The following is a 14,324-nucleotide window of genomic DNA, read 5'->3' as shown; positions in this document are numbered from 1 at the left end:
CGGCCTGCTGCCGACGACCGCACGCTGACGGGTGGTCAGGGCAGCGTCGGCACCCGGTCCGCCGGGCCGGCCGGATCGTCGTGGATCACCACCAGGATCGCGGCCGGCTCGGCGCCGGTGCTCCGGCAGCGGTGCGGGAGCGCCGAGTTGAAGTAGACGCTGTCGCCCGGGCCGAGCCGGACGGTCCGTTCGGGGAACCCCAGCTCGGCCGTCCCGGCATGGACGAAGAAGAACTCCTCACCCGCATGGGACTTGAACGGCGAGTCGGCCGGCTCGATCGGCGGGTACATCATGAACGGCACCATCCGCTTGCCGCTGAGGCCGGTCGCGATGCCCTCGTAGCGCGGGGCGCCGGGGCCGGCCCCGTCCGCCATCGGTGTCCGTTCGCCGGCCCGGACCACGGTGACCAGCTCGGGCTCCACCTCGTCCGAGAACAGCCGGCTGACATCGACGTTCAACGCGTGCGCGAGCTTCAGCGCGGTCGAGATCGACGGGTCGCTGAGACCGCGCTCCACCTTGGAGAGGTAGCTCTTGGTCACCCCGACCCGCGCCGCCAGCGCCTCCAGGCTGAGCCGGTTCTGCTTCCTCAGCACCCTCACTCGGCTGCTCATGCGGCACCTCTCACCCGGAACGTCGGCCTCAGCATCCCATCGCCACCCGCCCCGAGGATGCCCAGGGCCGTCCGCCAGCCGCCCGCCGCATCAGTGCCGCACGCCCGTACCGGCGGCTGCCCGTCTCAGGGCCCGTCCGCTCCGTGGCCGGCCAGGTCGTCCGGGCTGACGGCGATGTGGTCGGCGGCCAGATCGACGGCGACCCGGTGCTCCATGCCGAGCGCCTCCAGGAACTTGACCGGCAGCTGCACCCGGCCGGTGCGGTCCAGCATCACGTACTCGCGCTCGTTGATCGACTCCTCGCCGTGTTCGTCGGTGATGGTGCGGCGCAGCACCTCGCTGCTGGTCCGGCCGTCCCGGATGGCGACCGTGCGACGCACCTCACCCGCCACCATCGGGTCGTGGGTGACGATGACGACGGTGGTGCCGAGTTCACGGTTGACGGTGCGGAACGCCTCGAAGATGGTGGCCGCGGTCTCCGAGTCGAGCTCGCCGGTCGGCTCGTCGGCGAGCAGGACGGGCGGGTTGTTGGCCATCGCCACGGCGATGGCGACCCGCTGCTGCTGTCCGCCGGAGAGCTCGGCGGGGCGGCGGTGGGCGAGCTGGCCGATCTCCAGCGCCTCCAGCAGCTCCGCCACCCGGGCGGCCTGCTGCTTCGCCCCGCCCGGCCCGCCCCGGCGGCCGCGCAGCTGCATCGGCAGCGCGACGTTCTCGGCGGCGGTGAGGAAGGGCATCAGGTTGCGGGCGGTCTGCTGCCAGATGAAGCCGACCACCTCACGGCGGTAGCGCAGGCGTTCACGGGGGGACATGTCCAGCAGCTCGCAGCCGGCCACGGCCGCGCTGCCGGCGGTCGGGACGTCGAGCCCGGCCAGAATGGTGAGCAGGGTCGACTTGCCGCTGCCGGAGGCACCGACCAGAGCCACCAGGTCGCCCTGCCGGATGGTCAGCTCCAGCCCCTGGAGCGCCTGCACCTCGATTCCCTCGGCGCTGAAGATACGGACCAGACGGTCGCAGACGATGGCCGCGCCCGCGCCGTACGCCTTCGGTGCCGCGGCGGCGCGTGCCTGGTCCTGGAGCTCCTGAAAGGTGGGGGTCTGGCCGTCCGGCCGGGTCTGGGGGGCGCTGTTCACCACTGGTCTCCTGTCACCGCTGCGCCTGGGCGCGCTCCTGGTCGCGGTTGCCGCGAGCTGATTCCCGTACCGTCCGGGTATGGCGTCTCCGGGGTGGTGGTCACCGCTGGTCCCCCGCCCGCAGTTCGGTGGTGATCTGGCGCCGGCCGGAGACGAACGCCTCGGCCAGTACGCCGACGGACACCAGGGCGGCCAGCCCGAGTGTCTGCACCAGAACGGGCATCACGGTGAGCCGCAGGCCGACCGGGACGTCCGCGCCGATCAGCACCGACAGATCGAACGCCGACCCGAGCAGGGCGACCGCGGCCAGGGCGACCAGTCCGCCGCCGAAGGCGGCGACCAGGGTCTGCGGCAGTGTCTCGGCGACGATCAACGCCAGACCCTGCCGGGGCCGCAGGCCCATGGTGCGCAGCCTGGCGAGCAGGGCGACGCGTTCGGGGGCGGCGCGAAGCAGCGTCAGCAGCACGGCGAGGAGGGCGAAGGCGGCGGCGCCGATCACGGCGACCCAGAACAGCCGGCTCGCCGAGCGCTGGAGCGGGTCGGCGGCGAGTTCGGCGGCCACGGTCGCGCTGGTCTTCACCAGGTAGCCGTTGGGTACGGCGTCGGGGTCGGCGCTCGCGGGGGCCGGGGCGGACGCGGAGGACGCCGACGTGGACGCCGGAGCCGGCGCGGACGACGCGGGCACCGACGGCTTGGCAGAACCGGAGGTGGGCAACGAGGCAGGCGCCACCGCCTGGGACCAGTCCGCCGCGGCCGCGGCGCCCTCCTTGATCGAGGCCGCCAGCGTGCGCACCAGTCCCTTCAGCTGCCGCTCGTCCACGTCGCCCGTGGCGAGCCAGACATTCAGGTGGCCGAGTTCGGGAACCCGTGCGACCGCCGGTCCGGCCGGCAGCACGACGAACCGTCGGCCCAGGCCCGGGAGCGCGGGCGTGCCGTCGACCGTTCCTGCCGCGGTGGTGACGAGTTCGCCACCGTTGGGCAGGCGCAGACGGTGGTTACCGTCCATGCCCTTCTTCGCGAGTTCGGTGCTGAAGAGGGCCGGAACGGGCGAGTCGGCGCCGCCGGTTCCGCCCGCGAGCACGGCCGGGTCGAACTCGCCGCGCCCGACGGTGCGGGACAGCTCGGCGTACGCCTCGGGCTCGACGACCACCACGGTGGTCCGGGTGGACCCGTCACCGGTACCGAGGAGGAATCCCTCGGACTCGGTGTAGGCGGGCACGGCCGTCCGCACTCCGGGCAGCGCGGCCGCCGCCGCAAGGAAGCCGGGCGACAGGTTGACGCCGATCGGTACGGCGAGGGAGGCGTCGCCGCCGGTGGCGATCCGGGCGGAACGCAGCCGTCCGCTGTCGATCGTGTCCAGCACGGTGGCCCCGAAGCCCGCGGTGGTGACCGCGAGCAGCAGCGCGAGCAGCGGCAGCATCGGGGGGCCCGTGCGACCGCCGGTGCCACGGGCGGCGCGGGCCAGACCGAGGAATCCGACGAGCCCGGGGCGACGGCCGGCCAGCCGGGCGAGCGCTCCGACCAGCAGCGGCTGGAGCCGGGCGAGCAGCAGTCCGCCGGTCAGGGCGAGCAGCAGCGGAGCGGCGACCAGCAGCGGGTCCAGGCCCTCCCCGGGCGGGGCGACCCCGTGTCGCCGGACCGCCAGCACGGCCGCGACGGTGACGGCCAGGACGGCGGACTCGGCGACCAGCCGGCGCCGTCCTCCGAGGGCACGCGGCGCGGACCAGAGCACGGACGCGCGGACCGGGAAGCTCAGCAGGGCGAGCAGGGTGGTGGCGAGGCCCGCGAGGACGGCGCCGGTCCAGCGCGGGGTGGGAAACAGTACGAGGGCGAGCGCCGTCGCGACCGCCGCGGCGGGCAGGAGGACCACCGCGCCCTCACCGAGCAGACGCAGCAGCACACCTCCGCGCGATCCGCCGCGGGCCTGGAGCAGCCGTAGTTCGGCGGCGCGCCGGTCGGCGGTGAGAGCGGCGGCCAGACAGAGCACCACGGCGGCGACTCCGGCCAGGCCGGCCGGGCCGATCGCGGCGACCGGAGCGGCGGCGGCCTGCTGGGCGGTGGCCTGCTTGAACAGCTGGGGCAACGTGGAGTTGATGGCCAGGTCCTGTCGGCCGGTGTAGACGGCCAGCCCCACGCCGGTGGGGCCGGCCAGGAAGGAGGCGACCTCCGCGTTGGTCTCGGGCAGCAGATCGGCGCGCAGGGCGGCGGTGTCGACGGGCATCCGCCAGAAGTCCACCGCTCCGTACCCCCACACCTCGATCCGGGACAGAGCGTCACCGCCGACGACACCGGCGGTCTGCCAGCCGCCCTTGGTGGACAGGCAGGCGGCTTCGGCGCAGGACAGATCGGTCCAGTAGGGGTCGTGCAGGTCGTTGGGGGTGTACAGGCCGACCACCTCGGCCTGGGGTTCCTCGGGGCCGCCGGTCTCGAGGATGTCGCCGAGCTTGGCGCCGATCGTGGCGGCGGCGTTGGTGCTGAGTGCGATCGGGACCGGTCCGGTCTCGGTGCCCCCGCCGGGCCATCGGCCCGACGCCAGGGTGGCGTGCTCGGTGAGGCCGTTCAGATAGAGCAGGTTGAGCTTGGTCGCCGCCTCGTCGATCTTGGCGAGTCCGGGATTGACCAGCGGGCGTGTCGTGTTGCTGCGCACGCCGTAGACCAGGCCGCTCGACTCGTAGTGAAACGTCTTTCCCGTGCGGGCGGCCAGCTTCACCGCCACCTGGTCGAGGTCCGCCGTGCCGAAACGGTGGTTCGAGGTGGCGACCATGCTGGTCCAGCCCGGGCCGCGGCTGCGCAGCAACTCGCGCAGCGCGTCGTCGTTCCCCCGGTCGAGCACTCGTGGGAACGCGACGGCCAGAAAAACGGTGCCGAAGGCGAGCGCCGCCATGAGCAGTGCGGCGAGCGGCGCCGAACGCAGCCGGGTGCGCACCCAGGGCGCGGGGCGGTAGTCGGTCTTCGGGTGGGCGTCGGCGGGGGCGGGCGCGCCGGTACCGGCCGGGCTGGTCACATCTCCTCCACGTGCCGCAGCCGGGCGGCCACGTCTCGACGACGGCGTCCGCTGACGAAGGCCGACAACAGGGGAACGGCGGTGATCGCGCCCGCGAGCAGCACGGCCCAGCCGAACGGCAGGTCGACCAGGACTTCGGGCACCGGCCTGCGGGCCGCGGGGGTGAGCACCACGAGCGGGACGATCAGCTGGACGATCAGGGCGCCGAGGCCGAGGCCGACGACGCTTCCGAGTCCCACCAGCAGGGCCTGTTCGGCGGCGGCCGTCCGTCGCAGCCACCGCCGGGGTGTGCCGATGGCGAGCAGCACCGCGAACTCGCCGGAGCGCTCGCGGGCGGAGGCGGCCGAGGCGGCGGCGTAGCCGATCGAGGCGAGGACGGCGGTGACCAGGGCGATGGCGGCGAGCGCGCTCTGCGGGGCGGCGCTGAGCGGGTCGCTGAGCAGATCGTCGGCCACCTCGTCCCGCAGCTGCAGGTTCTGTGCACCGGGGGTGGTCCGCAGCACGGCGGCGGCCTCGCCAGGTGTCCGGTCGTCCGGGCCGGTGGCGGGCAGCCACCACTCGGTGGGTCCCGGCAGTTCCTTGCCCCCGGCGGCGAGGAAGCGGCCGGCGGTGGCGAGGTCGACGGCAAGCGCCGTTGTGCCCGCCACGGGCAGCGCCTCGACCGCGGCGGTGATCTTGACCGGCAGGTCGGCGCTGCCGAGGGGAACGCGGATGGTTTCGCCGACGGCCGAGCCGACGGCGGCCAGATAGGCGTGGGTGGCGACGCCTGGGACCTCCACCGGAGCGGGGGCACCGGCGGGAACGACGGTGACGCGCTGGCTGCGGGCGGACAGGCTGCCCGGCACGTACTCGAGCTTGAACAGCTGCTGGCCGCCGGTCTCCGTGGGCAGGACGGCGGAGAGGGGAGGGCCGTCCTGGACGAAGGCGCTGGCGCTCCAGGTCAGGTCGGCCGGTACGGGAACCACCGTGGCCGGGCCGGGCGCGGTGTCGGCGACGGCGATCCGGCGGACGGTCAGCTTGCCGTGGAGCGCACCGCCGTACTGCGCGTCAAACCCGACGACCACGCCGGACAGGGTGAGCGGCGCTGCGGCGGAGCCGAGCGGGGCGTCGGTGAGCGCGGTGAGGTCCGCGGTGACCTTGGCGTCGCCGTCGGCGGGAACGCCGGACAGCATGATGCGGTAGGTGCTGCCGAAGCGGTCGCGGATCAGCGCCCAGAGCTGCGGGTGTTCGTCCGACGGCTTGCTCGGGCTGATGTTGATGTCGGCCTCGATACGCAGCGGGTGGCCGGGCAGCGGCAGACCGGCCTGTGGCCCGGTGGGCGCGGGCTGGGCGAGCGGGGCGAACACCTCCTGGCGGCTCTTCCCGCCGAGCAGGTCGGAACGGACCGGGACGCGGTCGGCGAACCCGGCGGCGTCCAGGGCGAGCAGGTGCCCGGTGCTGCCGTCGGGCAGCCTCCGCTCCTCGCGGGTCACGGGTATCAGCCGGTCGCCTCCGGGCAGGGAGCCGTAACGGCCGCCCTGTCCCATCGGGGCCGTCTCCGAGGCGGATATCCGCAGGCCGCCGGCGGTGGCGAAGGAGGCCTGGTCGTGCTGGGAGGCGGACCAGGTGCTGTGCTGGCCGAGCGCCAGCACACCGGTGGAGACGGACAGCACCAGCAACAGGACGGGGCCGGTGGCCCGGCCGGGGCGGCGGGCCAGCTGCCAGCCGACCAGGGCTGGTGCCAGACCGCGACCACGGGCGGCCAGTCGGCTGCCGAGCCGGGCGGCGAACGGCAGCAGCCGCAGTACCAGCAGGGTGCCGGCGCAGAGGGCCAGGGTGGGGGCGGCGATCAGGACGGGGTCGAGACCGAGTCGGCCCGAGGCGTCCGTCGACAGCCCGCCGCTGTACTGGCTGAGCTGCTGGTAGGCGAGGCCCGCCAGGACGAGCAGCGCGAGGTCGGCGCCGGAGCGGACCGCGTTGGTGACGGCCGTCTGGCGCCGTCCCGCGCGGCGCAGCACTGCGCGGCCGGCGCCGCGCAACAGGGTGGGTGTGATGGTGAGCAGGACGCAGGCGAGGGCGCAGGCGGCCGCGAGCGGCCAGAGCGCAGGGCTCACGCCGGTGTCGAGGGGTACCCGGGCGAGCGGCCCGTAGCTGGCGAGGGCGCGCAGCAGGAGCGGAGCGAACAGGGGCGCGAGCAGCGCTGCGGGCAGGGCGAGCAGCAGCGACTCGGTGGCGGTGAAGACACTGAGACGGACGCTGGAGGCACCGCGGGCCGCCAGCAGGGCGTTCTCGCTCTCCTGCCGGGTTGCCATCAGATGGACGACCAGAAGGAGAACCGCGGCCGCGAGCACGCTCAGCTGCAGGGCACCGATCATCAGAGTGGAGCGGGCGACGAGGGCGCTGGACTCCAATTCAGTCAGCAGAGTGGGTAGTTCGCTCTTGATCTGGAGGCCGGTGGTGCCCTTGTACTGGTCGGCGAGGAGAGTGGCCCGGTCACGGAGGGCGGCAGCTTCGGAAGCGCTGATGCCGGCGAGGTCCGGGCTGAGCAGCCAGCTGCGGCCGTCCTGCACGACGCCGGCGGCGGTGAAGGCGCTGTCGTCGACCAGCAGCGGACCGTAGGTGGTGAAGCCGCCCGCCTGGATCTCACGCCCGCCCAGAGGATCGAGCCCCCAGTACGGGTCGGCGGTGTCGGTGGCGCGGTAGACGCCGGTGACACGGACGGTGAGCGGCGGGCCGCCGAAGCGGTCGTCGAGCCGGACCTCGGCGGGCAGGGCGTCGGCGGTGAGGCCGAGCCGGGCCAGCGCGGTCTGCGGGACGGCCGTCTGGACATTCCCCTGCCCTGCGGCGGGCCAACTGCCGGCGACCAGTCGGACGTGCTCGTGGTCGAGGTTGGCGAACAGGGTGAGGTCCGGCTGGCCACCGGTGCCCGACGGCGTCCCGGCGGTGTCGGCCGGCCGGGGGGTGCCGTTGCTCGGGAGTCCGTACGAGCGGCTGCGGGTGAGGCTCTCGGTGTGGACCGGGAAGTCGCCGAAGAGCCTGCCGCCGTAGACGCCGATCGCCTCGTCGTCCTTGGCCCGCCCGTCGAGGCCGTGTTCGCTGGTGACCAGCACGTTGGCCCTGTTGCGGCCGGCCCCTTGCAGCGCCTGGCGCAGGCCCGCTTCGCCGACCGTGCTGTTGAACGCCACCAGCGCGGTGAGCACCGCCGTGGTGATCAGCATGGTGACCAGGACAGCGGCGGCCAACGACAGTCGCCCGCGCAGACGGCGCACGACAAAGCCGAGCATCCCGTTCCTCCCCCTGGTTCGTCCCGGTTCCGCGCGGCTGCCTGTTCCGGACAGATTCCGGCCAGGGATGAATGCCTGTCACGCACCGAGGCAGTGATCACCGGCGCTTGATCACCGGATAGCGGACGATGCTGTCAGATTCACTGCAAGAACGGAAGGGACTTGCGCGAAACATGTAAGTAGTGAGCAAATTCTCGGCATTGACGACGTCAGCCCGCATGACACACCGTCAATACGCCATGGACACATCATGCAATACGCCTGAAACCATCCAGGCATCACACCTCACACCACACCTCGGACCGCAGAGCCGAGGAACACATCCAGGGGGCCGCCGTATGACGCAGCAACCGGTCGGCACCGTCACCGCTCCCATGGTGACCGTCACCGACCTCTGGCACAGTTTCGGCACCGGGGAGCGAACCGTGCACGCGCTGCGTGGCGTCTCGTGCACCATCGGGCGCGGCGAACTCACCGCCCTGAAGGGGCGGTCGGGCTCGGGCAAGACCACCCTGCTCAACCTGGTCGGCGGGCTGGACACCCCGACCAGCGGCACCATCAGCCTGGACGGCACCGACATGGCCGGCCTGGACGAAGACGGAAGGCTCGCGCTGCGCCGGGACCGGATCGGGTTCGTGTTCCAGTCCTTCGGCCTGCTCCCGGTACTCACCGCCGCCGAGAACGTCGGGGTGCCGATGCGGTTGTGCAAGATCCCGGCCGCGCAGCGCGAGGAGCGCGCCCACACCCTGCTGGCGCTGGTCGGCCTCGCGGACCACGCCAACCAGCGCCCGGGCGAGCTGTCCGGCGGGCAGCAGCAGCGCGTCGCCATCGCCCGCGCGCTCGCCAACGAACCGGACCTGATCATCGCGGACGAGCCCACCGGGCAGCTGGACTCCGAGACCGGCCGCTCGATCATGCAGCTGCTGCGCGCGGTCGTCCGCAGCGAGGGCGTCACCGTTCTGGTCGCGACCCACGACCAGAACCTGATCGAGCTGGCCGACCGGGTGGTCGAGCTCCGCGACGGCCGACTCATCGAGGGGGCCTCCTGATCGCGTGACCACGCCGGAGACACCGAGCGGCCTCGGCTGCCGCGGCCCGGCCCGGCCCGGTCCGGTCCGGTAGGAGCGTGCCCCACCGTCGCAGCCCAACCCCGCGCGGAGCGGCCCCCGGGAGGTCACTTCGGCCCTGGCCTGTCCGGCCGGCCCGGTCGGTCGGTCGACCCAGTCGGTCGGGTCGGTCCGGAGGACGGGCCACGGCCGTACTGCGTCGTGCCGCGCCATGCCCTGCCCTGCCCTGCCGCACCACACCGCAGATTCGGTCGCGGTCGGGCGGGCCGCGGTCAGCGGGCCCTGAGTGCCGCCTCGCACGCCCGGCACCGCCGAGTCCGCTGCGACGGCGGGTACCAGGGCCGGCCCGGTCCGGTCGGCCGGTACGGCTCCCGTTCGAGGTCACCGGTGTCGATTCCGCAGAATGTGAGTGGCCCCGGGTCCTCCGGTACATCCGGATCGGAGGGCGCCGCGTGCACCCAGCGCACCCGGGCACCCACGTCGACCTCTCCCGCGTCCAGCACCTCCGTGGCCGACTCCAGCTCGACCAGCACGATCACTCCGCTCATACCTCGACCCTGCGCCCCGGCGGCAGTGTCCGCATCCCGGCCGTACCGGATGCGCCGACCCAGCCCGGACTCCCGGCCCCGGCCCCAGCCCCAGCCCCAGCGAAGTATGCGGACGGTCAGGGCTTCGGCAGCGTGATCGACTGCGCGTGATGGAACACCTCCCCCTCGTCCCAGATCTTCTTGGTCCGCTGCAGCCGGGCGTAGTTCTCCTTGTAGTAGAGGCGCTGGTAGGCGGGGTCGGCCTGGCCGGCCAGGCCGAGATCGACGTCCGGGTAGTTGACATAGGCACCATCGGTGTCGGCACCGATCTCCGGGATGCCACCGGTCTCCCGGTAGACGTCCCGGTAAAGGCCCCTGAGGTAGCCCAGGTGGGCGGCGTCATGGGCCGGGTCCGTCCAGTACGTCTGGTACTGCAGCTTCATGATCGAGTCCCGCTGCGGCACGGCGGTGTCCGCAGGCAGCCGGTCGTTCACCTTGCAGCCGTAGGAGTCGATCTGCACCAGCGTCCGCCCGAGGTCGACGCCCGGGACGTCCCTCGTCAGACCTGCCCAGAAGGCCCCGATCTGGGCAGTGGTGAAGGGTCGGCGATGGTAGGCCGACTTGTACTTGCCTCGTTGGTTGTCACCGGATGAGTTGAGCGTCATGGTGGCCTGGAACCACGGCATCTGACGGCGCTTGTCCGGATAGGGCAGGAAAAGTCCTCCAGCGACGTGGGTCTGAACGACCGATCTGGTCCTGATCCCCCTTTCCATGGCGGCCAGGAATTCCTCCAATGGCGCCGGATCGTCCTCGTCCCACTGGCTGAACAGAACGACGTTCCCGTTCGACCGGTGGGTGAGCATGAGAATGGAGAACAACCCCTGATAGACCTGCTCCTCCTTTCCACTGTGCTCCATCAGGAACGCGCCGAAGTTGTCCAGCAGTGTGCGGAAATCCTCAGGGCGGTTCACCAAGTCCTCCCAGGGCCAGGCGACGCTGCTCAGCCAGACCCTCGGCGGCGGCCTTGGGATGTTCCGGGCAAAGTGGTAGCGCAGGACCACCCCGAAGTTCCCGCCACCACCTCCGGTGTGCGCCCAGAAGAGATCCTTCTCCGGCGAGCCCTCGCCGTCGTCCCGGTGGGCCCTGGCCACCTCGACCGTGCCGCCCCGGACGGTCACCACGTCGACCTGGACCAGGTGGTCGACCGTCAACCCGTGCCGCCGGGACAGGACCCCGTACCCGCCCCCGCAGATGTGGCCGCCGGCACCGACCGAGTAGCACGAGCCGGCGGGCAGCGTGACACCGTGCTTGCGGAAGAGGGTGGTGTAGATGTCCCAGTTGGTGGCACCGCCCTCCACGCAGTAACTCGGCCTGCCGAACTTGTCCCTCGCCGCGTGGACGCCGCGCATGGTGCTGAGGTCAAGAATGACGCCCTTGTCATTGTCGACGAACCCCTCGTAACAGTGCCCGCCGCCCCGGATCGTCGGCCGCAGACCGCTGTCGAGCGCCGCCCTCAGCTCCGCCACCGCGTCCGCCTCGTTTCCCACCAGCCGGATGTAGGCGGGCCGGCTGCCCCAGCGCTGGTTGAAGCCCTGACTGAGCGTCTGGTAGCGAGAGTCGTCCGGCAGCACGGACTGCCCCTCGGGCACCGCCGCCACCTCGGCGGCGGCGGTGACGTCCGCCAGGCCCAGCGAGGCGCCGGAAACCCCGACCGTGGCCATTCCGGCGCTGCCGAGGAATCCACGACGGGAGAACTCTTGCCCCATGCCAGGACCCCACTTTCTCGACTCTGAGAAGCTGACGGCCGCACGCTAGCACGGGCGTTTGAGCAAGGGAATCCCTATACGAATTAATGTGACAGTACGTCCTTTTCTTGGAATCTTCCGAAGTGCCTTCCCCGCCGCATTGTCAGTGGCACCGTTTAATGTCCCGTCACCCGGTCGAGCAGAAGCTCGGGACCAGCCACCGAGGAGGAAGCCATGCGGCGTCATACCCGCCGACCCGACCACCCCCTGGGCACCACAGACACCACCGGGCAGGCCCCGAATCCAGCCCCGCCCCCGTACCCGCCGCAGGCTCGACGCCGCTCGGACGTCAGAACCGAGACCGGACACGGCGCCGGAGTGACCGTCAGAGCGGCTCGGTGTACCAGCGGCGGTGGACGACGGGCTCCACCAGAAGAACGGCGACGCCCGCCGTGAGAGCGACCACGGCCGCCGGAAGGCTCTGCCAGGCGGCCGCCACCGCACCGGCGACGACGACCGGCGGGCGCAACAGGGTGAGCGGGCCAAGACCGATGATCATGGCAAGGGTGCTGAGCCGGAACGGTCCGACCAGGTAGCAGGCCAGGCTGCCCAGGACCAGCGCGCTGTACGGCCCGTAGACCACGAGCATTCGCAGGCCCGCCTCGTCGAGTTCGCGGTAGCGGGCCGCCGGGTCGTCCGACCCGAGCAGGACCGCCCCGGCGACGGCGGCCGCCGCGAGCAGGCCGGGCGCGCCGTGAGCGAGACCGCGCAGGGCGGCCCGGCGGTTGCCGACGGCACGGCGGATCCGGCCGTCGCGCCCGTTGGAGGCGCGGAAGCCGGCGAAGGCCGCGTCGAGGAGGCCGAGGAGGAGAAGCAGGACGGCGCTCACCCGGCGGCTCCGACGAGGCGGCGGGCGTTCCGGTCCAGGGCGGCGCTCAGTGGGGCGACGAGTTCGGGAAGCACGCCGAGCACCGGACGCAGGGTCGTGCAGAACGGGTTGCTGTGGCCGCGCGGTTCGTAGAGCAGCGGGACGAGGCCTCGGGCGTGGGCGGCGGCACGCAGCAGGGTGGCGTCGTCATGGGCGCGGCGGGCGGACGCCACGCCGTCGTGGCGTCCGAGGGGGTCGCGCATGCGGGCTCGGTGGAACACCCAGGCGCCGATCGGGGCGAGGCCGGTGGCGGCGATGTCGTAGTGGCAGAAGGCGACCGTACCGGGCCGGCCCTGGGCGGCGAAGAAGGCGTCGAGGTCGGCGTCGCGGAAGTGGTGGAGCAGCCCGGTGGAGACGTACACCGTGCCGGGTTCGTCGAGTTGGAAGGCGTCACCGTGGACGAAGCGGCAGGGCAGGTGTTCGGCGCGGGCGAGCCGTTCGGCCTCGGCGACCAGGGTGGCGTTGAGGTCGACGCCGAGCAGTTCGACGTCCGGTCCGAGGACGCCGGTGGCGGCGATCCACCGGACGAGGTAGCCGAGGCCGCAGCCGATGTCGACGATCCGTACCGGTCCCGGCCGGGTCTGGCGGACGGCGTCGAGCAGCGGGCGCAGCAGGGCGGCGAGCCGGTCGCCGAGACGCAGTTCCTCGCTGAGGCGCTGGAGTTCGGTGTGGACGGCCACCAGTCGGCGGTCGACGGCGGCCGGGTCGAGGATTCCGCCGGCCGCGGGCAGGCCCTCGGCGATCCTGGCCGCGCGGTGCTGCCCGGTTCGCCGCAGCCGCTCGACGACATCGGCACGCCGGACGGGCAGCCGCTCGCGGGTGCGCGGGTCGTGGGCGACGATCAGGTCGGAGATCTCGATCAGTTGCACGGCGGTACGGTACGCCCCTCCTCGAAGCACCGCGCAGCGGGCGCCGCCCGCCCGGAGGCTGTCCTGCACCACGACGTCAACGAACTGGTCACGCCGCCGCTCTCGTTCGCGGTGGGCCGGGTCGCGCTGCTCGGCGACGCGGCACACGCCATGACGCCCCACCTCGGCCAGGGCGCGTGCCAGGCACTGGAGGACGCGGTGACCATGGCCGCCGCGCTCGGCTCGGCGCCGACGGTGGAGGCGGCTCTCGCGCGTTACGACGCCGAGCGGCGCCCGCACAGCCGAACGGTGGCCCGCGACGCGCGCCGGGCGGGCCGGACGGGACAGCAGCTCGCCCATCCGCTGGCCGTCGCCGCGCGCAACGCGGCGATCCGGTTCACCCCACCCGGCGTGATGATCCGTACGGTTCTGCGGCACGCCGACTGGACACCGCCGCGGATCATCCCGAGCACGACCCGCGCCTGACGAGCACGGACAGGCCCCCCTTGGGACTGCACCGGAGCCGCTGTGGTCCGCCCTTGCCGGGGCGGACCACAGCGGCTTCGAACGACACCCATCGCCCAGGCTTGACCGATCAACTGATTAGGCGCCATATTACTCCCATGGAGCAGCACCCGGCCGAAAGCGGCGCACCCACGCTCGACCAGGCACGACGACAGATCGCCCGCTACGGCCTGACGGCCGACCCGCAGGCGGTACTGGTCGCGGTGCGGCTGATGGCGGCGGGCGCCCGGCTCGGCCAGGCCGGAGAGGCACACTTCTCCCGCTTCGGCCTGTCCACCGGCCGCTACCGGCTGCTGGCCGACCTGGAGGACCACAACGGAGAGAAGTCACCCTCCCAGCTGGCGGCCAGTCTCGGCGTCTCGCGGGCGACCGTGACCGGGCTGGTCGACGGACTCGAACGCGAGGGCCTGGTCGCCCGCCGACCGTCCACCGATGACGGCCGGGGCAACGTGGTGATGCTGACGACCCGCGGCGCCCAGCGCCTGCGGGACATGGCACCGGAGCACTTCGAGCGGATGCAGGCCATGGTCGGCGGGCTCTCGGTCGAGGAGCGCACGGTCTTTCTCGGCCTGCTGGCCCGGCTGGTCGAGGGCATGAACGCCCTGACCGCCGACTGACGCCGACCCGGCCCGACCCGACCCGGCGGGCCGCCTTGCGCACGACAGGCGGCCCGTCC

Annotated in this window: 10 protein-coding genes and 1 pseudogene; 3 read left to right on the top strand and 8 right to left on the bottom strand. The window is 72.7% G+C overall.

Features of this window, described 5'->3' with window-relative positions; translation table 11 throughout:
* Positions 1–35: 35 nt before the first annotated feature.
* The 4 genes from ACIO5D_RS19265 to ACIO5D_RS19250 all read right to left on the bottom strand — a co-directional run bounded on the left by ACIO5D_RS19265 (position 36) and on the right by ACIO5D_RS19250 (position 8,008).
* Positions 36–611, bottom strand: coding sequence for a helix-turn-helix domain-containing protein (locus ACIO5D_RS19265; protein ID WP_400796532.1), 576 nt, complete (start codon positions 609–611; stop codon positions 36–38).
* Positions 612–736: 125 nt separating this feature from the next.
* On the bottom strand, positions 737–1,741 hold the full coding sequence (locus tag ACIO5D_RS19260; RefSeq protein WP_363612954.1) for an ABC transporter ATP-binding protein: 1,005 nt from the start codon (positions 1,739–1,741) through the stop codon (positions 737–739).
* A 100-nt stretch (positions 1,742–1,841) separates the two neighbouring features.
* The gene (locus ACIO5D_RS19255) at positions 1,842–4,745 is read right to left on the bottom strand and encodes a hypothetical protein (RefSeq protein ID WP_400796529.1); all 2,904 of its coding nucleotides are present in this window, start codon (positions 4,743–4,745) and stop codon (positions 1,842–1,844) included.
* Entirely contained in the window at positions 4,742–8,008 is a 3,267-nt protein-coding gene (locus tag ACIO5D_RS19250) for an ABC transporter permease (protein WP_400796526.1), read from the bottom strand. Before ACIO5D_RS19250 ends, ACIO5D_RS19255 begins: the two co-directional genes overlap by 4 nt.
* Positions 8,009–8,346: 338 nt before the next feature.
* On the opposite strand from ACIO5D_RS19250, the gene ACIO5D_RS19245 reads away from it, so the two are divergent.
* On the top strand, positions 8,347–9,057 hold the full coding sequence (locus ACIO5D_RS19245; protein WP_400796524.1) for an ABC transporter ATP-binding protein: 711 nt from the start codon (positions 8,347–8,349) through the stop codon (positions 9,055–9,057).
* A 290-nt stretch (positions 9,058–9,347) separates the two neighbouring features.
* Here ACIO5D_RS19245 and ACIO5D_RS19240 read toward each other — a convergent pair whose 3' ends face one another.
* The 4 genes from ACIO5D_RS19240 to ACIO5D_RS19225 form a co-directional block, all read right to left on the bottom strand.
* Positions 9,348–9,623, bottom strand: a complete 276-nt coding sequence (locus tag ACIO5D_RS19240) for a hypothetical protein (protein ID WP_363612962.1) — start codon at positions 9,621–9,623, stop codon at positions 9,348–9,350.
* 116 nt (positions 9,624–9,739) lie between these two features.
* Positions 9,740–11,368, bottom strand: coding sequence for an FAD-binding oxidoreductase (locus ACIO5D_RS19235; RefSeq protein ID WP_400796522.1), 1,629 nt, complete (start codon positions 11,366–11,368; stop codon positions 9,740–9,742).
* A 364-nt stretch (positions 11,369–11,732) separates the two neighbouring features.
* Entirely contained in the window at positions 11,733–12,236 is a 504-nt protein-coding gene (locus tag ACIO5D_RS19230; protein ID WP_400796520.1) for a hypothetical protein, read from the bottom strand.
* Positions 12,233–13,144 carry a class I SAM-dependent methyltransferase gene (locus ACIO5D_RS19225; protein WP_400796518.1) on the bottom strand — a complete coding sequence of 304 codons (912 nt, stop codon included), beginning with the start codon at positions 13,142–13,144 and terminating at the stop codon, positions 12,233–12,235. Before ACIO5D_RS19225 ends, ACIO5D_RS19230 begins: the two co-directional genes overlap by 4 nt.
* Positions 13,145–13,186: 42 nt before the next feature.
* On the opposite strand from ACIO5D_RS19225, the pseudogene ACIO5D_RS19220 reads away from it, so the two are divergent.
* Positions 13,187–13,609, top strand: a pseudogene (locus ACIO5D_RS19220) (FAD-dependent monooxygenase); the annotation flags it as partial.
* Between the two features lie 137 nt (positions 13,610–13,746).
* Positions 13,747–14,265 carry a MarR family transcriptional regulator gene (locus ACIO5D_RS19215; protein WP_363612970.1) on the top strand — a complete coding sequence of 173 codons (519 nt, stop codon included), beginning with the start codon at positions 13,747–13,749 and terminating at the stop codon, positions 14,263–14,265.
* Positions 14,266–14,324: the final 59 nt, after the last annotated feature.

The organism is Kitasatospora sp. NPDC087315 (genome assembly GCF_044744345.1).
Classification (GTDB): domain Bacteria; phylum Actinomycetota; class Actinomycetes; order Streptomycetales; family Streptomycetaceae; genus Kitasatospora.
The sequence above is the reverse complement of the archived record's forward strand: the minus strand, read 5'-3'. Positions and strand labels throughout refer to the sequence as shown.

Excerpts from the sequence above, each read along its gene's own strand:
- ACIO5D_RS19265 (WP_400796532.1), bottom strand. The coding sequence starts at position 611 with ATGAGCAGCCGAGTGAGGGTGCTGAGGAAGCAGAACCGGCTCAGCCTG.
- ACIO5D_RS19250 (WP_400796526.1), bottom strand. The coding sequence starts at position 8,008 with ATGCTCGGCTTTGTCGTGCGCCGTCTGCGCGGGCGACTGTCGTTGGCC.
- ACIO5D_RS19245 (WP_400796524.1), top strand. The coding sequence starts at position 8,347 with ATGACGCAGCAACCGGTCGGCACCGTCACCGCTCCCATGGTGACCGTC.
- ACIO5D_RS19240 (WP_363612962.1), bottom strand. The coding sequence starts at position 9,623 with ATGAGCGGAGTGATCGTGCTGGTCGAGCTGGAGTCGGCCACGGAGGTG.
- ACIO5D_RS19235 (WP_400796522.1), bottom strand. The coding sequence starts at position 11,368 with ATGGGGCAAGAGTTCTCCCGTCGTGGATTCCTCGGCAGCGCCGGAATG.
- ACIO5D_RS19215 (WP_363612970.1), top strand. The coding sequence starts at position 13,747 with ATGGAGCAGCACCCGGCCGAAAGCGGCGCACCCACGCTCGACCAGGCA.